Annotated in this window: 19 protein-coding genes, 1 pseudogene and 1 riboswitch; of the genes and pseudogenes, 1 reads left to right on the forward strand and 19 read right to left on the reverse strand. The window is 53.5% G+C overall.

Going from position 1 to position 23,139, the window contains the following annotated elements:
* Window positions 1-122 precede the first annotated feature (122 nt).
* The 6 genes and pseudogenes from RJD28_11215 to pta all read right to left on the reverse strand — a co-directional run bounded on the left by RJD28_11215 (window position 123) and on the right by pta (window position 6,765).
* A complete protein-coding gene (locus tag RJD28_11215) occupies window positions 123-1,400 on the reverse strand; it encodes an ABC transporter substrate-binding protein (GenBank protein WNV56881.1) in 1,278 nt (425 codons plus the stop codon).
* Window positions 1,401-1,569: 169 nt separating this feature from the next.
* Window positions 1,570-2,127 (reverse strand): hypothetical protein, encoded by a 558-nt coding sequence (locus RJD28_11220; protein ID WNV59610.1) that lies wholly within the window; start codon window positions 2,125-2,127, stop codon window positions 1,570-1,572.
* A gap of 66 nt (window positions 2,128-2,193) precedes the next feature.
* Window positions 2,194-2,560: pseudogene (locus tag RJD28_11225) on the reverse strand (hypothetical protein).
* A gap of 409 nt (window positions 2,561-2,969) precedes the next feature.
* Complete coding sequence (locus RJD28_11230; GenBank protein ID WNV59611.1) at window positions 2,970-3,920, reverse strand: sirohydrochlorin cobaltochelatase; 951 nt, start codon at window positions 3,918-3,920, stop codon at window positions 2,970-2,972.
* 184 nt (window positions 3,921-4,104) lie between these two features.
* Window positions 4,105-4,297, reverse strand: a riboswitch (cobalamin riboswitch).
* A 189-nt stretch (window positions 4,298-4,486) separates the two neighbouring features.
* On the reverse strand, window positions 4,487-5,683 hold the full coding sequence (locus tag RJD28_11235) for an acetate kinase (protein WNV56882.1): 1,197 nt from the start codon (window positions 5,681-5,683) through the stop codon (window positions 4,487-4,489).
* Window positions 5,684-5,763: 80 nt separating this feature from the next.
* On the reverse strand, window positions 5,764-6,765 hold the full coding sequence (pta, locus tag RJD28_11240; GenBank protein WNV56883.1) for a phosphate acetyltransferase: 1,002 nt from the start codon (window positions 6,763-6,765) through the stop codon (window positions 5,764-5,766).
* A 269-nt stretch (window positions 6,766-7,034) separates the two neighbouring features.
* Between pta and RJD28_11245 the strand changes: the two genes are divergently transcribed.
* Window positions 7,035-8,552, forward strand: coding sequence for a nucleotidyltransferase family protein (locus tag RJD28_11245; protein ID WNV56884.1), 1,518 nt, complete (start codon window positions 7,035-7,037; stop codon window positions 8,550-8,552).
* A gap of 210 nt (window positions 8,553-8,762) precedes the next feature.
* On the opposite strand, the gene RJD28_11250 is transcribed toward RJD28_11245, so the two are convergent.
* The 13 genes from RJD28_11250 to RJD28_11310 form a co-directional block, all read right to left on the reverse strand.
* Window positions 8,763-9,386 carry an enoyl-CoA hydratase-related protein gene (locus RJD28_11250; protein WNV56885.1) on the reverse strand — a complete coding sequence of 208 codons (624 nt, stop codon included), beginning with the start codon at window positions 9,384-9,386 and terminating at the stop codon, window positions 8,763-8,765.
* A gap of 133 nt (window positions 9,387-9,519) precedes the next feature.
* Entirely contained in the window at window positions 9,520-10,884 is a 1,365-nt protein-coding gene (locus tag RJD28_11255; GenBank protein ID WNV56886.1) for a PFL family protein, read from the reverse strand.
* A gap of 24 nt (window positions 10,885-10,908) precedes the next feature.
* Window positions 10,909-11,181 carry an ACT domain-containing protein gene (locus RJD28_11260; protein ID WNV56887.1) on the reverse strand — a complete coding sequence of 91 codons (273 nt, stop codon included), beginning with the start codon at window positions 11,179-11,181 and terminating at the stop codon, window positions 10,909-10,911.
* Between the two features lie 30 nt (window positions 11,182-11,211).
* Window positions 11,212-12,009 (reverse strand): MBL fold metallo-hydrolase, encoded by a 798-nt coding sequence (locus RJD28_11265; protein ID WNV56888.1) that lies wholly within the window; start codon window positions 12,007-12,009, stop codon window positions 11,212-11,214.
* 1 nt (window position 12,010) lies between these two features.
* A complete protein-coding gene (coaE, locus tag RJD28_11270; GenBank protein WNV56889.1) occupies window positions 12,011-12,613 on the reverse strand; it encodes a dephospho-CoA kinase in 603 nt (200 codons plus the stop codon).
* A 96-nt stretch (window positions 12,614-12,709) separates the two neighbouring features.
* Window positions 12,710-15,346: a DNA polymerase I gene (gene polA / locus RJD28_11275; protein ID WNV56890.1), complete on the reverse strand. Its 2,637-nt coding sequence runs from the start codon at window positions 15,344-15,346 to the stop codon at window positions 12,710-12,712.
* A gap of 83 nt (window positions 15,347-15,429) precedes the next feature.
* On the reverse strand, window positions 15,430-15,891 hold the full coding sequence (locus tag RJD28_11280; protein WNV56891.1) for a zf-HC2 domain-containing protein: 462 nt from the start codon (window positions 15,889-15,891) through the stop codon (window positions 15,430-15,432).
* A 94-nt stretch (window positions 15,892-15,985) separates the two neighbouring features.
* A complete protein-coding gene (locus RJD28_11285; GenBank protein WNV56892.1) occupies window positions 15,986-16,255 on the reverse strand; it encodes a hypothetical protein in 270 nt (89 codons plus the stop codon).
* Window positions 16,224-18,038, reverse strand: coding sequence for a hypothetical protein (locus RJD28_11290; GenBank protein ID WNV56893.1), 1,815 nt, complete (start codon window positions 18,036-18,038; stop codon window positions 16,224-16,226). The genes RJD28_11285 and RJD28_11290 overlap by 32 nt, the downstream gene beginning before the upstream one ends.
* Window positions 18,039-18,056: 18 nt before the next feature.
* Window positions 18,057-20,381: an FtsX-like permease family protein gene (locus tag RJD28_11295; GenBank protein WNV56894.1), complete on the reverse strand. Its 2,325-nt coding sequence runs from the start codon at window positions 20,379-20,381 to the stop codon at window positions 18,057-18,059.
* A gap of 19 nt (window positions 20,382-20,400) precedes the next feature.
* Complete coding sequence (locus tag RJD28_11300) at window positions 20,401-21,099, reverse strand: ABC transporter ATP-binding protein (protein ID WNV56895.1); 699 nt, start codon at window positions 21,097-21,099, stop codon at window positions 20,401-20,403.
* Between the two features lie 117 nt (window positions 21,100-21,216).
* The gene (locus RJD28_11305) at window positions 21,217-21,690 is read right to left on the reverse strand and encodes a low molecular weight protein-tyrosine-phosphatase (GenBank protein ID WNV56896.1); all 474 of its coding nucleotides are present in this window, start codon (window positions 21,688-21,690) and stop codon (window positions 21,217-21,219) included.
* 185 nt (window positions 21,691-21,875) lie between these two features.
* Complete coding sequence (locus RJD28_11310) at window positions 21,876-23,075, reverse strand: site-specific integrase (GenBank protein WNV56897.1); 1,200 nt, start codon at window positions 23,073-23,075, stop codon at window positions 21,876-21,878.
* Between the last annotated feature and the right edge of the window lie 64 nt (window positions 23,076-23,139).

Here is a 23,139-nt window from a genome sequence, read left to right on the forward strand (position 1 = left end):
TTTATTCAAGTACTTCTCCGCAGATTTTCCAACAATGCCTGCTCTATAAACCTTTTCATGACCATTCACAGGCCACCTCTGCATCATTGGCTTCTACACATGCCCAGCTTGCGTCTTGTCCATTATTGCAGCGGATAAAGATAGGTAAATCCTTCTGTCTCTCCATTCAGCATCCGCCGAATATCCGCCGTGATAGCTCCCAGCTCCATAGATGCCTGATACAGGTTCTTGGAAGTACAGAACACATGCCCCTCCTGCACTGCCCGGAACTTGCCCAGCAGTTCATCCTTTCCCTTCAGTTCCTGCAGATCGGCCACCTCGCCGTCGATGGAGCTGTTATAAATGAGATAATCCGCATCCTTCGCCGCCGCATAGAAGGCTTCCATCTGCACATTGGCACTGGAGGAAGCCGAAGTCTCATCCTTTTTCAGCTGTGGACACACATAGGTACCTCCCGCCAGTTCGATCATCTTTGGCAGGTAATCGCTGGATTTGCGCACATTGACCGCACCGCTGGAGGTCATATAGAAGAAAGCCACCGTTTTCTCCCCGGAAGCTGTGCCTGTCCCCGCAGTTTCTGACACAGCAGCTTTCCCTGAACCAGACACAGCCGATGCATTTTCTCCGTCCGTTACAGACGTCGCTGCAGTTCCTTCCATAGCCGCCACCTGGGCTTCAAACACCTCCCGGGCCTGTTCTTCTTTTCCCAGCAAAATGCCATAAAAACAGATCCACTCCATCCGGCCCTGGGGCGTGGTCTCGTAGCTGGAATAGTCAATGAGAACCGGAATGCCCAGCCGTTCCAGCTGCTCCTTCACCTCCGGTGTGTGCAGCACCATGGTGTTTTCCACCGCAAGATCACAGCCCTCAGACAAGATTTTCTCATAATCCGGGGCGGAATATTTTCCCGCATAAAGAATATCCCCGCTCTCCATGGCAGCCTTCGCCTCGGGAATCGTCCAGCCGTCTGCTGCTATCCCCGAAAAACGGATGGCATCCAGGGCATCCAGCTTGACAAACATATCCATGGCAGCCGAAGCCACCAGATAAATATGGGAGATCGGCTGACAAAGCGGCACCACATCCCCCGGCAGATCCTCTGGGATTTCTTTTCCCTCCGGGATCACCAGGTACCTGGCATCCTCCGCGATGGTCAGCAGCACATAGCCGTCCTCATAGCGATCCACCGTAAACTGCTCCGCATAGGAAAGGGTGTCCCGGCCTTCATAGGAAAGAGAATCGCAAAGATTACTGCCATTTTGCGTATCCTGAGCCGTGCTGCTCTGCCCACCGACACAGCCCACCGTATTTGCCAGCAGCCCCACCAGTAACGCCAGCACCAGCAGGCGCCGACACAGCCCACCGTTCTTTTTCTTCCTTCTGCTCTGCATTTGTTTCATCTGTCGCAATTTTCTCCCGTTCTTCTACTGCTTTTTCCAGAAAGCGTTCTGCTTCTGTCCGCCTGTCCCATCAGGCCCCGGTCTTTTCTGTCTGATGCAGTATCATCCAAATTTTCCTGTCAGGCTTTCTGTCAGACAGCACTCGTGATCACCTTTTTTCTGCTGCCGTCTATTTCCTGCGCGTTTTTACAAATGCCACCGCGCAGATGCAAACGGCCAGCACCAGAAGGATCCAGTTGCCGGTGGTATCTGCCTGTTCCTCCAGTGGGATCAGACTGCCGCCGTCGAAGGTCAGGGTGTAGGCGATCTCATGGGGCACACTCATGGCCGTGGTGTCAGCCACCACTTCCAGCGACTCTCCCAGTTTTTCCACCGGGATCAGGAATGCCGACTGATCATAGCCATCCAGGGGAAGATACCGCTCACCGCCCACGATCATGTAATCGTAGTTGCTGCTGCTCCACTCCACCAGCGCCTTTGCCGCACCGTCCGCAACAAAAAGCTGGGTCGGGGAAGTCACGGTCGCTCTGCCGCTGCCGCCTTCCAGAGAAACCTCCACGCTGTAAATGCCATCAGAAAGATCCAGCGCCGTCAAGTCTTCCATACCAGACGCACTTCCACCGGCACCGTCCACAGCTGTTCCATCCACATGTTCCGCTGCCAGTCCAGTACTCTGCGCGTTCGCCTCTGCCTCCTGTGCCTCTTCTGTGGCTTTTTCATCCTTCATTTCCTGGATTCTGGCATCCCGGGCTGCTTTTTCCAAGGCATCATAGTCCGGCAGTTCTGTCAGGACAGCCTCTGCCGGTAAGCTTTTTGCCTCAAAAAGGATCTGGCGGTCGTACCATTTTTTCTTTCTTTTTGCTGAAAGCCGCACAGTCCACAGGCATATCCAGCGCCTCCACCGGTACCAGATACGTATACTGGCCCTCCGCATTTTCCTCATAATCAATATAATCCGCCGGATCTGCTGCCGCCGCTTCCGCCCCGGTTCCCATATAAAGCTTCAGATAACCGGTGCCGCCCAGCGTCAGGACAGCGCTCATCTGCCCGTCCTGTACGGTCAGCTCAGCTTTTTCAATGCGAAACATGGAGGAGCTGGATTCCACCGTCACCTCATAAGTACCATCCGCCACGTCATCTGCCGTAATGGGTGTCATGCCGGGGATTCCCACCTCCTGGGGCGTCACTTTTTCACTGTCCGATGCCACCTGGCTGTAGTCACCGGCAGCCGCCTGTGCGTTATCCGTCTGGTCATCGGAAACAGCAGCATCAGGTGCAGCGGCACACACCGGCGCAAGCGGCAGCATAGATGCAGTCAACACCGCCAGCCCCAGCAGTTTTCCGGTCCGGCTGCCCCTGCGGACAAACCTTTTTCCGTCGGCGTTCGACTCCATCCGCACATTCTCTGTTTCCTGTTCCCACAACCTTCTTTTTTCCATAGAAATCCCCTTTCCTGCGACACATTTTCCTATCATATAAAAAGCCCGCCGAAAAACACAGCCACCGGCAGTACACCGGGGTGCATGTTCCGGCAGGCCCCATGTATCTTATTTATTCATGTGCAGACGATTATTTGTTCAGGCCGTCTACTGCTGCCTGTGTATGCTCTACGTAAATCTGCTGGATGGCTTCGTTCTCGCCCAGGCCGTGGATCAGGCACTCTACCTCGTAGCCCTCTGCGGTCAGCTGAGATTTCCAGGAATCATCCTCGTCGCCGGCCATGTCGTTATTGGCGTGATCGCCTGCAACAACCATCAGCGGCTCCAGAACAACCTTCTTGTAGGTGCCGGCTTCTTTCAGGGCAGCCTTGATATCGTCCAGAGACGGGGTTGCCTCTACGGTACCGATGTAGTAATGCTCGAATCCGTCAGCAGTCAGCTTCTCCTGTAATTTTGCATATACTTCATTAGAGTCTGCATCTGTACCATGTCCCATGAATACAACAGCGGTCTCGCCGTCATCGTAGGAAGCAGTTGCGTCTGTGATGGCTTTGATCACTGCCTCAAAGTCCTCATCGCTGGTCAGCAGAGGCGCGCCAAGAGAAATGTTCTCAAAGCTATCCTTGTATCCTTCCAGTTCATCCTTCAGATCGGTGTACTCATGGCCGTCCATCAGGTGGGTCGGCTGTACGATCAGGTTCTTGATCCCGTCTGCAGCTGCGCGATCCAGGGCTTCCTGTACATTGTCGATCTCCAGTCCGTCACGCTCTTTCAGCTTGTCGATGATGATCTGGCTGGTAAATGCACGGCGTACCTCGTACTGGGGGAAAGCATCCGCAATGGCATTCTCGATGGCGCCGATGGTGATGTCGCGGCTGTCGTTATAGCTTGTACCAAAGCTCACGACCATAATGGCAGTATCTGTGGACTTCTCCGCGTCTGCGGTCTCAGTCGTCGCAGCGTCTGTCTCCTCTGCCTGCTCTTCATCTGCAGTCTCCTCAGCGCTGGTATCCGCAGGCTCTGCTGTCTGGGCGTTGTTGTTTCCGCAGCCGGTAAGGCAGATTGCCGCTACCGCCAGCATAGTTACGATTGTTGACATTCTCTTTTTCATGTCGTTCCTCCTTCTTTTTTGTCGCAGCGTACAGATTGATTCGCCTGCCGCTCTGCGAAAAAATACCCTCACATTCGGAGGGCATTCGTAAGAGGGCGCAATGATGTCGTAAAAACAGCATCCATATACGACCAATTACTCGTGGCCCGGGGAATCCCCCGACTTCCTTCCAGGCAGGTCTCCTGACTTATAGGTATCTCACGCAAAGCCGCCTTCCCAATCGCTCAGTGGCATACTGGCCTTGCGCTCCCCAAATACAGTGACGAGTTCGCACAGGATTCACACCTGTTTCCCTTTTCACCGGACCGCAGAAAATCTGTTCCGGCACCTGAAAGTATCTGATGCGAACCAACGCAGCATATCCCGGCGTCAGTTCTTTCCTACTATAGCATATCTTTTCCGGAAATACAACCGGCAGAAACACATGTCATTTCCTTTGTACAAAAAAGGGATCTCACCCGACGGTTACAGTCCAAAACTGTAACGGCAGGTGAAACCCCACTTTTGTTTTTTATAATAGGATCCTATCGAAGCGATTAAGCCTGTACCAGTCTTAAGGTCTCTCTTGCGATGGCAAGCTCCTCATCGGTCGGGATAACGCATACAGTCACCTTGGAATCCTTGGTGGAAATGATGTTGTCAGCGCCTCTCTTGCCGTTTGCCTCGTCGTCGATCTCTACGCCCAGGTATCCCAGGTATGCGCAGATGTTCTTTCTTGTATCAGGGCCGTTCTCACCCACACCTGCGGTGAAAGCGATGGCATCCACACCGTTCATGGCTGCGGTATAAGCGCCGATGTATTTTGCAACACGGTACTCATAGGTACGCAGTGCACGGATGGCAGCCGGATCACCCTTTGCCTCTGCATCTTCCAGATCACGGAAATCGCTGGAGATACCGGACAGACCCTGTACGCCGGACTTCTTGTTCAGTACATTCATGACGCCTGCAATGTCCAGGTTCTCTTTCTTGGCAATGAACTCCATGATGGCGGGATCGATATCGCCGCATCTGGTACCCATGATCAGGCCTTCCAGAGGAGTCAGGCCCATGGAGGTATCTACACACTTGCCACCCTGTACAGCGCTGACACTTGCGCCGTTGCCCAGGTGGCAGACGATGATCTTCATATCCTCAATGTTCTTGCCAAGGAACTCAGCCATGTGGTGAGATACAAAGTTGTGGGAGGTTCCGTGGAAACCATATCTGCGGACACCGTATTTCTCATAGTACTCATAAGGCAGACCGTACATATATGCCTTCTCCGGCATGGTCTGATGGAAAGCGGTATCAAATACAGCTACCATCGGTGTACCGGGCATCAGCTTCTGGCAGGCACGGATACCGATCAGGTTTGCCGGATTGTGCAGCGGTGCCAGATCGTTGCATGCCTCGATGGCCTTCATTACCTCGTCATCAATGATGGTAGACTCGGAGAACTTCTCGCCGCCATGCACGATACGATGTCCAACTGCGCCAATCTCGCTTAAGGACTTGATGACGCCGCTCTTCTCGTTCATGAGTGCGTTCAGAACAAGGCTGATTGCCTCCTCGTGGGTCGGCATCGGTGCAAGGGTCTTCTCCTTCTCGCAGCCCTCTTTCTGGTATACCAGCTGGCTTCCATCGATACCGATTCTCTCGCAGAGTCCTTTTGCAAGCACTTCCTCAGCAGCAGAATCAATGAGCTGATACTTTAAGGAAGAACTTCCGCAGTTTACTACTAAAATATTCATAATTTCAAAACCTCCTGAAACTTTCCTCTACAAACAATACGCTTCTCTAATAAACTTTTTCAAAAACAAATGCTTTCCTCTTATACCATCTGTGCCTGTACTGCTGTCAGAGCAACAACGCCTGCGATGTCCTCAGCGGAGCATCCACGGGACAGGTCATTAACCGGTCTTGCGATACCCTGAAGCATCGGGCCGTAAGCATCAGCCTTGCCCAGTCTCTGTACCAGCTTGTAGCCGATGTTACCACAGTCAAGGTTCGGGAAGATCAGCACGTTGGCATGTCCTGCAACCTCACTGCCTTTTGCTTTGCTCTTTGCGATAGAAGGAACAAGAGCTGCGTCAGCCTGCAGTTCGCCGTCGATCATCAGCTGCGGGTATCTCTCTTTTGCGATGTTGGTTGCCTCAACGACCTTGTCAACAAGTGCATGCTTTGCGCTGCCCTTGGTGGAGTGGGAAAGCATGGCGATGATAGGCTTCTCCTCTACGAGAGCACGGAAGCTCTTTGCGCTGCTGTCTGCGATGGAAGCAAGCTCGGATGCGTTGGGATCCTGGTTCAGGCCGCAGTCTGCGAACAGGAAAGTACCGTTTGCGCCGTACTCGCAATCCGGTACATCGATGATGAAGAAACCGGATACTAGGTCAGTTCCCGGAGCAGTCTTCAGGATCTGCAGAGCCGGACGAAGGGTATCAGCGGTGGAATGGCAGGCACCGGCTACCATGCCGTCAGCGTCTTTCTGTTTTACCATCATAACGCCGTAGGTCAGCCAGTCTGTGGTCAGGATCTCTCTTGCCTTCTCCTCGGTCATTCCTTTATGTTTTCTCAGCTCATACAGAACCTTTACATACTCGTCCAGCTTCGGATCTGTATCAGGGTCAACAACCTTTACGCCTGTCAGATCTACATCCAGCCAGTTAGCACCATCCATGATCTTCTCTTCCTTACCAACCATGATGATGTCTGCGGTTCCCTCTTTCAGAACCTGTGCTGCTGCGATCAGTGTTCTCTTGTCCTTGGTCTCCGGCAGTACGATTGCCTGCTTGTCCTGTTTTGCTTTTGCTTTAATGTGATCAATAAATGCCATTGTGAAATACTCTCCTCTCGTATTCTCGTATCATTACCGGACTTCTGCCGTCCGGCCCTCGATACGGTTATTATATACGATTTATTTTTTTCCTACAAGATGTCTGACCCCTTGAAAGTGTACTTTCAGGCGAACAATCGCTCTCCTTTTTTTCCGTAAAATTATGAATTTTTTTTCCTGATTCATTTTTTTCTCAGAAAACAGTCCGCAAAATCATGGAAACGTGGTACACTCTTCCTATCAAATATGTACCAGCAAGGAGTCTGACCATGAACGTTACCGGTGTAATCGCAGAATACAACCCGTTTCACAACGGCCACCGCCATCATTTATCCGAAAGCCGTGAAAAAACCGGCGCCGACTATGTCATTGCCGTCATGAGCGGTGATTTCGTCCAGCGCGGCACCCCGGCCATCCTCAACAAATACGAACGCACCCGCATGGCCCTCTCCTGCGGCGCCGATCTGGTGCTGGAGCTGCCTGCGGCCTACGCCACCGCCAGCGCCGAGCATTTTGCCCTGGGCGGCGTCGCACTGCTGGACAGCCTAGGGGCTATGGACGCGCTGGCTTTCGGAGCAGAGGTGCCCGTTTCTGAAAAAGAGACAGCAAACCCGGAAGATTGTATCGTAAATGCAGCACCGGTTCCGCATCCGGTACCCGGTAAGAGGAACGATATTCTCTTAGAAATGTTCCAAAGGGCCGCCGACTGCCTGCTGGAAGAACCGCCTGTTTTTCAGGAAGCGCTGCGCCAGTCATTAAAGGAGGGCCTATCCTTTCCCAAAGCCCGGATGCAGGCGCTGCAAAAAACGTTGGCTTCGTTCCCCGCAGCATCTGCCGCAGAAGTGCTCTCCTCCCCCAACAACATTCTGGGGTTGGAATATGTGAAAGCATTGAAAGCCTGCAAAAGCTCCATCACCCCGTGCATCATCCCCCGGTCGGGAAGCGGCTACCACGACACCGGCCTTTCCCCGGATCAATTTGCCTCGGCCACCGGCATCCGCGCCGCCATTGCCAGACAGTTGCCCACGGAACAGTTGAAAACCGCGGTGCCCGATGCTGTTCTTTCTATATTAAAAGAGAACGAGGGCAAAAGCTTTCCCGTGGAGGAAAACGATTTTTCCGCCCTGCTGCGCTACCGGCTGTTGATGCTGCTGCACGGCGACAGGTACAACCGTTTCCAGGCACCACTGCATAGCGACAGCTGCATAGATTCCCAGGCACCGTTATTTGCGGCAGATACCGCATCCCAAAGCGCGTCCCCTCTGTCCATACGGAACACCTCTGGTCAAACTGCATTGACATGTGCACCAGCTCAGCTTCTATCAAAATTTGCCGACATGACCCCCGATCTGGCCGCCCGCATCGCAGACAAGCTGCCTGCTTTTGTGGATGCGGCCCAGTTCACCGATCTTCTGAAAGCCAAAAACCTGACCCGTACGCGCATCGCCCGGTGCCTCACCCATATCCTGCTGGATGTAGAAGAATATCCCTTCCGGCAGCTGCGCACCAGTGCTTTCCCCGTGCCTTACGCCCGGATTCTGGGATTCCGAAAGGAAGCTGCGCCCCTTCTTTCTGTCTTAAAGAAGACTTCCCGGATCCCGCTGATCACCAAGACGGCAGATGCCACACGGATCCTGCAGGACACCTGGGGCAGCGACGCTGCCGGCGCCCTGTGGCTCTGGAACCATGACCTGCTGGCGGTGGATATCTACGAGACTGCGGCGGGTGCACGTTTTCACCGGCTTCCTGTGAACGAATACACCCGAGGGCTGATTCTTCTTCCCTGACAATGCCACCCGGATGCGCCTGCCCATGTATATTTGTAAAGCCTGCTACCACCAGCAAAAGTAACAACGGATATCAAAATCTCCAACTGTTTCGTAAGCATCTACCAACATGAATATCCATCCAAGTCAAACTGCACCGGTTCTCTTGGATATCATACGATGCGAAAGAACCCCGAAAGTCTCATCCGACCTTCGGGGTTCTCTTTTCTTTTACCGATATTGAAACTTTTTCTCGCTCTCATGACGCAAGTACGCGCCCATGCCAATGCGCTTATCTTCCGTGGCATTGCACAGGGCAAAAGCCTGCTGTTCAAATTCCAGACCAGCGCTTTCTCCTGCCGCCAGCCCCATATTGACGCACCGTTTGATCTCCTGCACTGCGATCTGCCCATTGGCACAGATCTGCACAGCCAGCGCCATAGCGGTATCTGTAAGCGCTTCCGGCGCCACCACCTGATTGGCCGGGCCCGTCTCCTCCACCGTTTCCGATGCCATGCAGATATCACACGCTTTCACCAGATCACAGCTGCCATCCAGTGAAAATCCATTCATGGCCGCAATCACCGGCACCCGAAGGCTGCGCACGGCCGCGCATAGTTCTTCCAGCTGCCGGGACTGCTCTGCGTTATTTTGTTTATCCGGCGCAGCCATCTCTTTGCTGCACGCTCCGGCATCTGTGAAAAGCAGCACATACACATCCAGATCCCGCTCCACCTGTTTCACCGCCGCCTGGACTTCTGCGATCCATTCCGGTTCTGACCAATGCCGTTTTCCGGCATTTTTCAGTGTGACCACCGCCACATGATCTTTCTTTTCATACGCCACCGCAGCCATCTTTTTCCCCTTTTACAGATATTATATCATGATTCGCACGTTCCGTGCTTGACACTGCTACGCAGCTATCATGATCACATTCGCCGTTCGTCACTCATGCCAGCATGGTGACTCACTTGCGCTCATTATATCCCTAATTCTTGAAGCTGTGTACCGGTGCCGGGATTCTGCCGCCCCGGTTGACGAACGCATCACAGTGGAACGGATTCACCGGCATGATGGGTGCATAGCCCAGCAGGCCGCCGAATTCCACCGTCTCGCCCACGCCCTTACCGATCACCGGGATGACGCGGACTGCCGTGGTTTTCTGATTGATCATGCCGATGGCCATCTCGTCTGCGATGATACCGGAAATGGTCTCCGGTGTGGTGTCTCCTGGAATGGCGATCATATCCAGACCGACGGAGCACACACAGGTCATGGCTTCCAGCTTCTCCAGCGTCAGCGCCCCTGCGTTCACCGCGTCGATCATGCCCTGATCCTCGCTCACCGGAATGAAAGCGCCGCTTAAGCCGCCCACATAGGAGGACGCCATGATGCCGCCCTTCTTCACCTGATCGTTCAACAGCGCCAGCGCTGCCGTTGTGCCCGGGGCACCTGGATGCTCCAGACCGATCTCCTTCAGGATATCTGCCACGCTGTCGCCCACCGCCGGGGTCGGCGCCAGGGACAGATCGATGATGCCAAAGGGAATATGCAGCTTGGCGCTGGCTTCCTTTGCCACCAGCTGTCCCACACGGGTAATCTTGAAGGCCGTCTTCTTGATGGTCTCGCACAGCACCTCGAAGCTCTCGCCGCGCACCTTTTCCAGGGCCGTCTTTACCACGCCCGGGCCGCTGACGCCCACATTGATCACCGCATCTGCCTCGGTGACGCCGTGGAAAGCGCCCGCCATGAACGGGTTGTCATCCGGCGCATTGCAGAACACCACCAGCTTGGCACAGCCCAGGGAATCCTGCTCCTTCGTGTGCTCTGCCGTGTCGTGTACCACCTGTCCTAAGAGACGGACTGCATCCATATCAATACCGCACTTGGTGGAGCCCACATTGATGGAGCTGCACACCCGCTCGGTGCAGGCCAGTGCCTCCGGGATAGAAAGAATCAGATTCTCATCCCCCGTGGTCATGCCCTTAGACACCAGCGCCGAGTAGCCGCCGATGAAATTCACGCCCACGGTCTTGGCTGCCTCATCCAGGGTCTTTGCGATGGTGACGAAATCCGCCGGGGATTTGCAGGCAGCCCCGCCCACCAGCGCGATGGGAGTCACGGAGATCCGCTTATTTACAATGGGAATACCATAATTATTTTCTATCTCTTTGCCCACAGTCACCAGATCTTTGGCCACTGTAGTGATTTTTTCATAGATTTTTCTGTTCAGAGTAGAAAGATCCGCGTCAATACAGTCCAGAAGGCTGATGCCCAGGGTAATGGTACGCACATCCAGATTTTCCTGCTCAATCATCTTGTTGGTCTCATTGACCTCAAACATATTTATCATATTCGTACCCTTTCTGCCGATCCATCAGATTCTGTGCATTTTTTCAAAAATATCCTCATGCTGACATTTGATCTTCACACCGATCTCTTCCCCCAGCTGCTCCAGCTCTCTGGAGAAATCACCGAAAGGCTTGGTAGAATCATTGGCGTCCACGATCATCATCATGTTAAAATATCCGGAAACGATGGTCTGGGAAATGTCCAGAATGTTGATGCGGTTGTTGGCCAGGTAGGTGCATACCTTTGCAATGATGCCCACAGTGTCTTTTCCGACTACGGTAATAATTGTTTTTTTCATCTCTTTACTCCTCGCAGTATGTAAAATCCATCAGAAAGCAATGACCGGAGAAAGCTTTTCCCGGCTTGCCACCTCGATCCGAAAATCGTCTGCGTGATAATCGGTATCGCCCAGATCGATCTCCAGCTTCACCGTGGCATAGGCCAGCTCCTCGTAATTGTTTTCCTTACTCAAGTGTCCCAGGAACACCGCCTTCGTCTGATCGCCCAGCACCTGGCATAAAAGCTTGCCGGACAGCTCGTTGGACAGATGCCCCTTTTCCCCGAGAATCCGCTGTTTCAGCGGGTATGGGTAAGCCCCCACCTCCAGCATGTGGATGTCGTGGTTTGCTTCCAATAATAATACATCCAAATTCTGTATTTTGTCTACAATATAATCATCATAAATGCCAAGGTCCGTCACCACCGCCGCCGACTTGTCCCCGCAGTCCAGCCGGTAGGCCACCGGATCCGCCGCGTCGTGGGAAATGTGCATGGGGCTCACCTGGATATCTCCCAGAGAAAATCGCTCGTCCGCGCAGATGGGATGAAACAGCTCCTCCGGAATTTTCCCCAGAGAGGACATATATTTCACTTCTTCGATGGTGGGCGCCGTGGCATAAATGGGAATGCCGTATTTTCGCGCCAGAACCCCCAGCCCCTTCACATGATCCACATGCTCATGGGTCACCAGAATGCCGTCCATATCCTTTGTGGAAAGCTCCAGCTCATTTAAGCCCTGCTCGATCCGCTTGCCGCTGATCCCGGCATCCACCAGAAGATGGGTATCCTCCGTGCCCACATAAATACAGTTTCCGCTGCTGCCGCTGGCAATGCTGCAAAATCTCATGTTATTTCGTGATCCTTTCCTGTAAAAATCTGTCCACCTGCTCTTTGGTGCAGTCCAGACTGATGCCCGTGTCGATGGTCACCGCGCAGTTGGCCCGAAAAACCGCCTCCGGACACTGGCTCTTGAAAATTCCGTCGATCCGTGCGTCGGAATAGCCCCGGGTCGCCTTCAGACGTTCCCGCCGGATGTCCTCGCTGGCATAAATATACCAGAGCTCGTCACAGATGGCACCATAGCCCTCCTCGATGAGCAGGGCCGCCTCAATGGCCATTACCCGACAGCTGCCTTTCTTCCGTTCTTCCCCGATTCGATCCAGAATATACTGCTTCACCGCCGGATGGACGATACCGTTTAACTTTTCCAGCAACGCCTGGTCGGCAAATACCACTGCTGCCATCTTCGTCCGGTCCAGCTGGCCGTCAGCGCCCGCAATGTCTGTGCCAAAGGTCTCCACGATTTTATCATAGCAGTCTGCGCCCTTCTGCATGAGATCATGGGCCGCCAGATCTGCCTGCAGGATCACTGCCTGGTATTTTTCCTTCATATAATCAAGAACCGTACTTTTCCCGGCGCCCACGCCACCGGTAATGCCCAGAACCATCATCTCTCGTTCCTCCCGTTTCTTTTTCTCTCGTTTTTCCTATATTTATTTATCTGCTGTTTTCATCTGTCACATCTTTGCGTCAGATTTCGCATGGCTTTATTTCGCTTCGTACCAGCTGTTTCCCTCATGCATATCGATCTCCAGCGATACCCGAAGATCCGCCGCCCGGTGCATCTCTTCCGTCAGGATCTGTCTGACCTGCTCTGCCTCTTCCTTCCAGGCTTCGATGAGCAGTTCATCGTGCACCTGCAATACCAGCCGGGACTTCATCTGCTGCCGCTTCAGCCGCTCGTTCACCCGGATCATGGCGATCTTGATGATATCCGCCGCCGTGCCCTGAATGGGGGAGTTCATGGCCACCCGTTCCCCGAAGGAGCGCTGCATAAAATTGCTGGATTTCAGTTCCGGCACCGGCCGCCTGCGGCCAAACATGGTGGTCACATAGCCCTTTTCTTTCGCTTCCTCCACCAGATGATCCAGAAATGCCTTGACCCCCGGATAGGTTTCAAAATATTTTTCGATATATTCTGCTGCTTCTTTTCTCGTAATGCTCAGGTCCTGGCTCAGGCCAAAGGAACTGATGCCGTACACGATGCCGAAGTTCACGGCCTTGGCGTTGCGCCGCTGCAGATCCGTCACCTGGTCAAAGGGCGTGTGGAACACCTGGGACGCCGTCATCCGGTGGATGTCCTGGGCTTCTTTGTACGCCTGAATGAGCATCTCATCCCCGGACATATGGGCCAGCACCCGCAGCTCGATCTGGGAATAGTCCGCGTCAATGAACACGTATCCGTCCTCCGGCACAAACACCTTGCGGATCATGCGGCCCAGCTCCATCCGCACCGGGATGTTCTGCAGGTTCGGCTCCGTGCTGCTGATGCGGCCGGTGGCCGTGATGGTCTGGTTGAACGTACTGTGAATACGCTGATCCGGCCCGATGTAAGCCGACAGGCCATCCGCATAGGTGGATTTTAATTTCGTCAGCTGCCGGTATTCCAGAATGTCCGCCACCAGCGGATAGTCCGGGGCCAGCTTGTCTAGAATGTCCGCGGATGTGGAATATCCTGTCTTCGTCTTCTTGCCGCCGGGCAGCCCCAGCTTTTCAAATAAGATCACACTCAGCTGCTTGGGAGAATTGATGTTGAATTTCTCTCCGGCCTCCTCATAGATCTGCTTTTCCAATACCTCAATGCGCACCTGCAGCTGCTCCCCGTAGGTTTTCAGCTCCTCCGCCTGCACCCGCATGCCTGCCCGCTCCATGTCATGCAGGGTAAAGACCAGGGGCATCTCGATCTGTCGGAACAGCTGCTCCATGCCGGTCTCTTTTAACTGCGCCTCCAGAATAGGCTGCAGCTTCCAGGCCCCTGCCGCCAGATTGCCGGCATAAACCACCAGCTTCTCTTCTTCCTCTTCCCGGGCTTTGGCAAAAGTGTGCTTGCCAAGCAGCTCCTCTCTGGCAGGCATCAGCTCCCCGGTGTACTCCCTCACCAGTTCGTCACAGGGGTATGCGCTTTTCAGCGGATTCAAAAGATACGCCGCCACCGCACAGTCATACAGCCGTCCCTGACAGACCGGCTCCAGGAAATCCAGCATGGGCTTCACATCCACAGCTGCACAAAGGGCCGCCTGTTGGCACACCTGACTCATCTGATCCTGCAAATAGCTTTCCGTCAGAAATCCCTCCGGCAAAAATACGGAAACCTTTGTCTCTTCTTCACAGAGTGCCACGCCCACAAAAGTATGGTCTTCCGTGAGAATGGCAAATCCCACCCGCTCTGCTTTCTTGGCACGGTCAAAAATCTCCTGCGCCTCCGCCAGATCCGTGATCCTTTCAATCTCCCGTCTGGCCGTCTCTTCCTTCTCCTCCTCGGAAAAACGGCTGATCAGATTGCGGAAGCCCAGACGTTTGAACAGCTCATAGGCTTCCTTTGTATAGAGATTATGAAGCCTTGCTTTCTCATAATCGTAATCCAGTTCGCAGTCCGTCTTGATGGTGGCCAGCTTCAGGCTGAGTTCTGCCAGATCATAATGCTCTTCAAAAGCCAGCCTTGCCTTGTTGGGCTTGATCTCACTTTCATGGGCCTTGGCATTTTCCACCGAACCGTACTCCACGATGATCTTGGTGGCCGTCTTCTCCCCCACTCCCGGCAGTCCCGGAATGTTGTCTGCCGTATCGCCCATGAGCGCTTTCAGCTCAATGAACTGCTTCGGCGTCACCTGATACTGGGCCAGCACATCTTTGGCGTAATAGTCCTCGATCTCCGTGCCGTTCCGTTTCGTCTTGGGGATACGGATCAGTACCTTGTCCGTGGCCAGCTGCAGCAGATCCCGGTCGCCGGACAGCACCGTTACCGAGAGCCCCTGCTCCTCGCTTCGTCTCGCCAGCGTCCCGATGATGTCGTCCGCCTCGTACCCGGCCCGCTCCACGATGGGCACGCCCATGGCTGTCAGCACTTCCTTCATCAGCGGCACCTGCTGGCGCAGCTCCTCCGGCATGGGTTTTCTCGTCCCCTTGTACGCCTCATACATCTCATGACGGAAGGTGGGCTCCTTCCGGTCAAAGGCTACCGTCAGGTAATCCGCCTGTTCCTCCTCCAGGATCTTGAACAGGATATTTAAAAAACCGTACACCGCGTTGGTGTGCAATCCTTCCGCATTGGTCAGATCCGGCAGCCCGTAAAAGGCCCGGTTCAAAATACTGTGTCCATCAATCAAAACGATTTTTCCGTCCATCTTCTGCTCCTTTATCTATCCGGCCGCTATACCGTATCCATTTCGGCCGCACACATCAGTCCGCGATCTGTTCTCAGACCGTTTTACTCACGTTCCTTCGCGTCAGGCAGCAACTCATTCCTGTCCGCCGCTGTCGCCGGTATCGTCCCCGCCTCCGCCGGGCCTTTCGTCTGCTCTGCCCCTTCGGTTGTCGTCTGCATTGCCTCGGCGCTTCCCACCAGGCCGATCTGAATCCCGGCGCAGATCACCAGCGCTGCCAGCGCCGCGCCGATGACCGTCGTGCGGAACATCCCGAAGAGGTGGTGCCGGTGCAGCACCCGCTCCTTGTCTTTTAACTCTTCCTTCAACCGCTCGGTGGGGTTGGTGGCTCCTTTTTTTCCATTGTCCAGATATCCCAGGGCGTACTCTATCGTATAATAAATCTCCAGCTCCTCATAACAGGAAGGGCATTCCCTGACATGGTCAAGGAATGCCTGCAATTCACTTTCTTCCAGATTATTTTTTAAATAGCGATCGATCATCTGCTGTGTTTCACGACAATTCATTGGATGGCCCTCTCACAAACATGATATCCTTCTGTCATACAGAGTATACCATTTCCTTTCCGTGAATTCAATGAAATTCTCTTCCGCGGCTCCGTCACGGGAGCGCGATTTCCTCCGTTTCTATGATAAACCGCACACTGCCGGTGCTGCCGTCTGCGATCCCGGCGTAGTTGTCGTACTGGCCATCTGCCTCCCGCAGCGCTTTCATCCGGGTCAGCACCTCTTTGAGATCACTGCCAGCCAGCTTGCCCAGCTCCTGAATGCCGTCCTCGTTATACGTCTTCATGCCGTCAGCCAGCTCCTCGGTGCCATCCGTCAGCTCTCCGAAACCGTCATAGAGCTGATCGCCGGCCTCCACCAACATGCCGGTGCCCTTGGTCAGCGCCTCCGTCCCCCTGGGACAGCTGACCGATGCCCTCGCCGAAAGCGGTTACCCCCTGAGACAGCGCTTCACTGCCCGCTGCCAGCTGGGAAACGCTCTGTTTGAGCGCCGCCAGCTGCTCTGTCAGGCCGCTGTCGCCGCCCATACTCTCCTGGAGCTGCTGCACATAGGCGCTGATGGTCGCAAGGGACGTCTGGATCCCTGCAGATGCCTGGGCAATGCCATCTGCATCCCAGCTGCCGCCTACCGAAAGGCCGTCAATGGAAATGTTGGATACGGAAGCCTCCAATGCGCCCTGCACCGCAGCCAGGTCTTCCTCGGAAAGCCCGCTGTCTGCCAGCGCACCGGCGAAGGCCTCTCTTGCCGCCGCCTGGGCTTTTTCTGTGGCCTGGGCATTTAAGGATGCCTCGTCCGGCAGGGTGATCTCATTTAACAGCGTAGTCAGGGTGGACGTGTTTGCAGAAAGAGCGCCCAGCGCTGCGGTCAGGGCCTCCTTGGCCTGTGCCGCCTCCGATGCCCCGGCATTTTCCCCACCGGTTTCCCCGGAAAGATCCAGCCCCTGCAGGGCGGTATCCAACGCTTTCAGCCCTTCCGCCAGCCCTTTGGCGCCATTTACCAGATCTGTTTTCTTTTCATTTAATAAGGAAACGCCCTGCTGTAGCTGCGCCGTGCCGTCGTTCAGCTGCCGGATGCCATCCAGGTACTGTCCCATATAATCCTGAAACGTCTGGGCCCCCTCGTGGAGAGCGTCGGTGCCGTCCACCAGCTCGTCGGTGGCATCCATCAGCTCCTTCATGGAATCCGTCAGGTCATCCGCATCGGAAAGATCACTGTCCTCGATCTCCGAAAACAGCCCCGGCGTCACAATGGTTGCCGTAAAGGACAGCTCAAAGTCCTTCACATCCGCGCTGATCTCCACGTAGTCCGGTAGATCCACATCCTCCGTGGGTTCGTAGTCGGCAAGCTTCAGGCTCTCCTCCAGTCCCGGGAACGCCGTGCCCACCGCCAGATTCTGGTCACCCATGGAAATCAGCTTACCGTTGGTGACCTCCACATGAGAAAACACATCCGCGGGCAGCAGACAGGTAGACATGGCCGCAAAAGGCACGCACACCTCCCGCTGCTTTCCATCCACCGTCACCGTCCGTTTTTCCTGATTGTCATAGGTAAACCGCATCCGCAGATGGCCGCTTTTGCCCGCCAGCTCCTCCGGCGCGATCTCTTTCTCATCGAGAAAATACTGGATATGCACCTGCACCGGCAGTGCCGCCTGGGCTGCGCCCTTATATTGGATGTCCTCGCCCTTGTTCTCCCACCAGAGAACGCCGTCCGCATCCTTCGTAAATTCCTCGTCGCCTTCCGTATTGCGGATATCGGAAAGCGTAGAAACATCAGCAATCTTTTCCCCGTTCTCCGGCGCACGCAACACCGTCTCCACCGTGATCTTGTTTGGCGTGCCGTCCGCATCCGCCTTTACATAAACCGTTTCCTCTTTGTCCTTTTTGTCTGTCTCTTCGGTGGATGTCTTTTTCTCCTGCGTATTCTTCGACTTTGCCGCGTCGTTTTTCGCCACATCTGCTACGGCCTTTGCCGCTATATTTTCTTCCGTATCTGCTGTATTTTTCGCCTGTCTTGCGGGCTGTTCCTTCTCTGTCTCCACACGTTCCGTCGGCAACACAGGACTTCCGGGCAGGATCTGGCCCAACGCCAGCGTACCCGTCAGTGCCGCCACCGCAAGTACCTGCAATGCTTTCTTTCTCTTCATCTTGATCTCCTCCTGCCTTTACTCTGCGTTTTTCAGCGCTTCATTCATCGGGATCTTCCGGATCTTGCGCAGCTCTGTAGCCGCCACCACACCGTAGGCCAGAAGGCCCAGCGCCAGCATTTTCACATATACCATGGGATCGATATACAGTGGGATCCAGCCGCTCATGCTCTGGAGCATCACTTCCCGGAACAGCCACACCATGATCTCATATTCAATGGGAAGGCTCAGAACCAGGAAAAGCACCGTCATGATGGACGTGGGAATGATATAAAGCCCCGCGATCTCCCCGCCGGTGTAGCCCAAAATCTTCGTCATGGAAATGGACTGAGCGTTTTTCTCAATGATGATCTTGGAAAGCAGATAAATGAGCACGAAGAAAATGCCCACGGCAAATCCGTCGATCAGTGTCATCATACCGCCCATGGACACCGTCAGCTGCCGGGAAATCTTCGTCATGGCATCCAGATCAATGACAGACCCGATATACGCCTCGTCGATGTCCGTGATCTCTGTATCCGAAAAATACCCGGAAAAATAATCCGATCCCAGGTCAAACACCTCATTGAGTCGATCCTGGTTCATGAACACTGCCATGCCGCCGTCATAGTCATAGATGCCCGTCACCGTAAATTCGTAGGTGGTATCCTCATAGGCCTCCTTCAGTCGGATCGTATCTCCCGGCTGAATCAGAAATTTATCCGCGTAGGCTGAGGACAGATACACATCCTCCGTCCCCAGAGACAGGGGCACATACCGGCTGTCCTCCTGTACGCCGTACAGCAAAATTTCTTCACTCTTGTATTTGCCATCCACGGTTTTCAGCGAATAGGCGCTGAACTTCTCCGCATCCTCGTTGTCCGTCTCCACCTCCCGCTGAAACAGCATCATGGAAAACAGGCTTTCCAGCTTCCGATCCTCATTCATGGCGTCCAGCGGCACCTGCAGAATATACTGGTAACTGCACAGCATCTGATCCGGGATCGTCTCCTGATAATGCGCCAGCACCGCCGGGAAAAGCAGGCCGAACATGAGCAGCAGATTGGCAAACAAAATGCCCACCAGCAAGATCAGGTAATTGCTCATATTCTGGAAGATCACCCGGATCCGGAAACGCCCCAGAAACGGGATATATTTGCTCAGATACAGCGCCCGGCGCTGTTTTCTCCTGCGCAGATCCCGCCGCAAAAAGTTCAGCGGTGGCAGAGACAGCTTATCAGCCAGCACGCAGATATTGATGACCAACATCAAAAGTACCGGCACCACCGTCGTCAGCAAAAATGCCTGGGCATTCCATCTGGTCACATACACCGGCAGGCTATAGCTTCCATAATACATGCCTGCGCACACATTCTTCATCACCGTGTAGCCGCCAATGTTGCCAATCACGGCGCCAATCAGTGTCACCGCCACAGGCATTGCCAGATAATGGCGGATCAGCTCTCCTTTCGTATAGCCCGAAGCCCGCAGGGTGCCGATGACGTTGGCCTCCTTGGCAATGGTATTGGCCGTGGTAATACCGAACACAAACGCCATAATGGCAATGACGATGTACAGAAGGGCAGTGACCATGGCCCGGTCGCCGCCCATATCATCACCGGTAAACGTGATCGCCTGGTTCTGATACTGAGGCACAAAGGTTTCCAGCTTTGTCTCCGCGGAGATCAGCTTCATCAGATCCTCCGCCCGGTCCTTCTCTTCCGTTTCATCCACCGGTTTCTCGTCATAAATCCAGGAATAGTCAAAGTTCAGCTGTTTTTCCCGGTACCTGGAAAACGCCTCCGGCGTCACCACCGCCACACCAAACTTCACCGAGTCAAACATGGAATCGTTATTATCTGCAAACAGACAGCTGTAATCCGGCAGCGCCACCAGGCCAGTCACCGCCCACTGTCCGCCGTCCGTATTTTCCAGCACATCCCCCACCCGGAGGCTGTTGTTGTCCGCATACATCCGGTCGATAGCCACCTCATCCGCCGCCTCCGGAAATGCCCCTTCCATCAGGCACACCGTGTTCACAACGTCCCGGTTCTGATAAATCCGCAGGGTACTGCCGTTGGTCAGTGCCTCCTCCGCATAAAAATTATCGTACAGGGTAACGGCACCTTCCTCCTGGATATACTTCACCTGCGCCTTATTCGCCTTCTCCGACAGGCGGAAATTGCCGTCCTCAATGTTATATTTTTCAAAGCCCTCGTTATATGCCGCGATCAGGCTGCCGTCCGACACCAGAAATCCCGACACAAAGCCGATGGTCGCCGTCAGCAGGATAAAAATTACCAGATATTTTCCAAACTCACTTTTCAGCTCTCTGGGAAGCCGCTTGGACAATGGATTTCTCATCTTGTCTCCCAAAGCCTCCTTACCAGTCCAGATCCTCAGCCGCAACCCGCTGCTCGTTCTGATAGTCCTTGCGGATCATGCCGTCCCGCAGCTGCACCACCCGATCCGCCATGTATTTGATGGCATCGTTGTGGGTAACCATGATCACCGTGTTGCCGTATTTTTCATTCACCGTCTCAATGAGCTTCAAAATCTCCTTGGACGTGTGATAGTCCAGGGCGCCCGTGGGCTCGTCACAGAGCAGAATGTCCGGGTTCTTCACAATGGCCCGGCCAATGGCCGTCCGCTGCTGCTGACCGCCGGACAACTGGTTCGGCAACTTGTTCCGGTGCTCATAAAGTCCCAGCGTCTGCAGCAGCTCATCCACATCCAGCGGGCTACTGCTCAAATAAGCGCCAACCTCCACATTTTCCCGCACCGTCAGATTCGGGATCAGATTGTACATCTGGAAAATATAGCCCAGATGCTTTCTCCGGTACATGGTCAGCTGCTTCTCCTTCATGCTGCCCATCCGCTCCCCTTTGATGCGGATCTCGCCCTCGTCGGCACTGTCAATGCCGCCGATGATATTCAAAAGTGTAGATTTTCCCGATCCGGAGGGGCCCAGCAGCACACAGATCTCTCCCTGCTCCACCGCCAGGTTGATTCCCTTCAAAACTTCCACCCGACTGTCGCCGGAGCCGAAAGATTTCTTCAAATCACTGATTTCCAAAAACATATTTCCACCTCTTTTGGTTAGTATTTTCTAACCCTCTATGCTAACTCTAGCACAGCAAAAGAGGCGATTCAAGGGAATGTTCCCCTGCCTCGCCTTTCTTATTGAGAAATTATATCATTATTGTTTCTGCGACAACAAATATTCTAATAGTGCCTTACACCCTCGCTCCACGTCCCGGTACGTCTCCTCAAAATCACCCGAATACCACGGATCCCTGATGCCATCCGTCGAACCGGCAAAGGATAACAGCAGCCGGATCTTCTCCCCGGCCCTGTGCCCTGTCATCCGCTCTATATTGCGGATATTCATATCATCCATACCGATGAGATAATCATAAGTATCATAATCCGAAGCCTTCAGCCGCACCGCCCGTTTATCCCCGCAGCTGATACCGTGCTTCGCCAGTTCCTGTCGTGCCGGTGGGTACACCGGATTGCCGATACCGTTCCAGATTTCCTCCGTGCTGGTGGCGGCAGAGGCTATGGAAAAGTCAGCAGAGCGGCCGCATCTGGTGACCATATCCTTTAAAACAAATTCTGCCATGGGGGAGCGGCAGATATTGCCGTGGCAAATGAAAAGTATTTTTATCATATTCTTATAACTCCGTTTTTGCTTTGTATTTCTTCTCAAATGCCCAATATTGCAGGTTTTTTCGGCATTTTCCTGTTTCTGTGTTTCCGGGGTATCTTCTCAAATCTTCCCGTATTTTCTCGTGCTTTTCCCTGCAATATTGGTAAATCTGTTGGTAAATAAATGCTCTGTACCAACGGGGTGTTTTAGGCTTTTGCTACTCGAAGCAGCTCTGCCTGTGCGTCATCGAACTGCACATGGGTGTAAACATTCAGCGTTACGCTGATGTCCGAATGCCCCATGATATACTGCAACGTCTTTGGATTCATTCCGGATTTCGCCATATTGGAACAAAAAGTGTGTCTGCATACATGAGGAGTTACTTTGGGCATCTGAATACGGTAAATTTTGTTATATTTCTCAATAATATGTTCCAGGTACTTCTCCCAATGAAGGGCGACCATTGGCTTATCGTTCTTGTCGAGAAACAAAAATCCAGCATATCCGTCTACCATCGGTTCTATTTTCGGTGCTACTCGATTGGCAAGAATACGGCGAAAACACGCCACAACTTCCTCGCTCATCGGCACATAGCGGATACCGCTTTCCGTTTTAGGAGCCTGAATTACATACTGCATCTGCGATGTTCTCTGCAACTGGTGGTCTACCTTGATACGCTTCTGGTCGAACTCAAGATCGGAGATCGTCAGCCCGCAGAACTCCGAGATTCGCAGCCCTGTGTTAAGGAGAATATAGATCGCATCGTAGTATCGACAGAAATGCTTATCTTCCTTGATGAATTTCAGAAGATCACGCTCCTGCTTACGGGTAATTGCTTCTCTGGTGACGGAATCGTTTACGATCACCGATGCCAGTTCAAATCCAAAAGGATTTTTACGGATCAGATCATCATCTACCGCCAACTGAAAAGCCGGTCTCAGAACACCTCTGATGGAGTGAATAGAGCTGTACCCTCTGCCATCCACCTGCTGAAGCTTGATCAGCCACGCCTTTGCATCAGACAGGCGAACCTTGTCAATGCGCTGCTTTCCAAACGCTTCTCTGTTCAGGATATTGATTACGGTCTTATATCCCGCCTTGGTGTTATGACCGACACCGGTTTTCAGAGAAGTATATTTCTCTACCAATTCAACTACCGTGTAATTGCCGCCACGGGTAACGATATGGTCAAACAGATCCGCCTGAATCTGCTTTTCCTTCTCTCTCAGCGAAAGCTCTCGCTTTTTACCCCTGGGAGTCGGGTCATTCTTGTCCAAACGCCAACTGTACACATTCTTCTCCTTACCATCCTCGTCAATATATCGGTAACGATACCTCCCATCTGTACGCTGGTATTCACCTTCACGCAAAATCCGATTTCTATTGTCTCGTCTTTTTTCACTCATCGAAATCTCTCCTTTCAGAATAAGGAGAGCCAGACTTGCAGTTTTATACTATCACAAATCCGGC

It is taken from the genome of Oscillospiraceae bacterium NTUH-002-81 (assembly GCA_032620915.1).
Classification (GTDB): domain Bacteria; phylum Bacillota; class Clostridia; order Lachnospirales; family Lachnospiraceae; genus JAGTTR01.

Bases quoted from the DNA above. Each gene is read 5' to 3' on its own strand.
- RJD28_11265 (WNV56888.1), bottom strand. From the start codon at position 12,009: ATGAGATTTTGCAGCATTGCCAGCGGCAGCAGCGGAAACTGTATTTAT.
- RJD28_11300 (WNV56895.1), bottom strand. From the start codon at position 21,099: ATGTTTTTGGAAATCAGTGATTTGAAGAAATCTTTCGGCTCCGGCGAC.
- RJD28_11250 (WNV56885.1), bottom strand. From the start codon at position 9,386: ATGGCTGCGGTGGCGTATGAAAAGAAAGATCATGTGGCGGTGGTCACA.
- RJD28_11235 (WNV56882.1), bottom strand. From the start codon at position 5,683: ATGAATATTTTAGTAGTAAACTGCGGAAGTTCTTCCTTAAAGTATCAG.
- RJD28_11285 (WNV56892.1), bottom strand. From the start codon at position 16,255: ATGTTGGTGGAGGCCGGCGATCAGCTCTATGACGGTTTCGGAGAGCTG.
- RJD28_11295 (WNV56894.1), bottom strand. From the start codon at position 20,381: ATGAGAAATCCATTGTCCAAGCGGCTTCCCAGAGAGCTGAAAAGTGAG.
- RJD28_11245 (WNV56884.1), top strand. From the start codon at position 7,035: ATGAACGTTACCGGTGTAATCGCAGAATACAACCCGTTTCACAACGGC.
- RJD28_11290 (WNV56893.1), bottom strand. From the start codon at position 18,038: ATGAAGAGAAAGAAAGCATTGCAGGTACTTGCGGTGGCGGCACTGACG.
- RJD28_11255 (WNV56886.1), bottom strand. From the start codon at position 10,884: ATGATAAATATGTTTGAGGTCAATGAGACCAACAAGATGATTGAGCAG.
- pta (WNV56883.1), bottom strand. From the start codon at position 6,765: ATGGCATTTATTGATCACATTAAAGCAAAAGCAAAACAGGACAAGCAG.
- polA (WNV56890.1), bottom strand. From the start codon at position 15,346: ATGGACGGAAAAATCGTTTTGATTGATGGACACAGTATTTTGAACCGG.
- RJD28_11260 (WNV56887.1), bottom strand. From the start codon at position 11,181: ATGAAAAAAACAATTATTACCGTAGTCGGAAAAGACACTGTGGGCATC.
- RJD28_11310 (WNV56897.1), bottom strand. From the start codon at position 23,075: ATGAGTGAAAAAAGACGAGACAATAGAAATCGGATTTTGCGTGAAGGT.
- RJD28_11280 (WNV56891.1), bottom strand. From the start codon at position 15,891: ATGAATTGTCGTGAAACACAGCAGATGATCGATCGCTATTTAAAAAAT.
- coaE (WNV56889.1), bottom strand. From the start codon at position 12,613: ATGATGGTTCTGGGCATTACCGGTGGCGTGGGCGCCGGGAAAAGTACG.
- RJD28_11215 (WNV56881.1), bottom strand. From the start codon at position 1,400: ATGAAACAAATGCAGAGCAGAAGGAAGAAAAAGAACGGTGGGCTGTGT.
- RJD28_11220 (WNV59610.1), bottom strand. From the start codon at position 2,127: ATGAAGGATGAAAAAGCCACAGAAGAGGCACAGGAGGCAGAGGCGAAC.
- RJD28_11230 (WNV59611.1), bottom strand. From the start codon at position 3,920: ATGCTGGCGGTAGCGGCAATCTGCCTTACCGGCTGCGGAAACAACAAC.
- RJD28_11305 (WNV56896.1), bottom strand. From the start codon at position 21,690: ATGATAAAAATACTTTTCATTTGCCACGGCAATATCTGCCGCTCCCCC.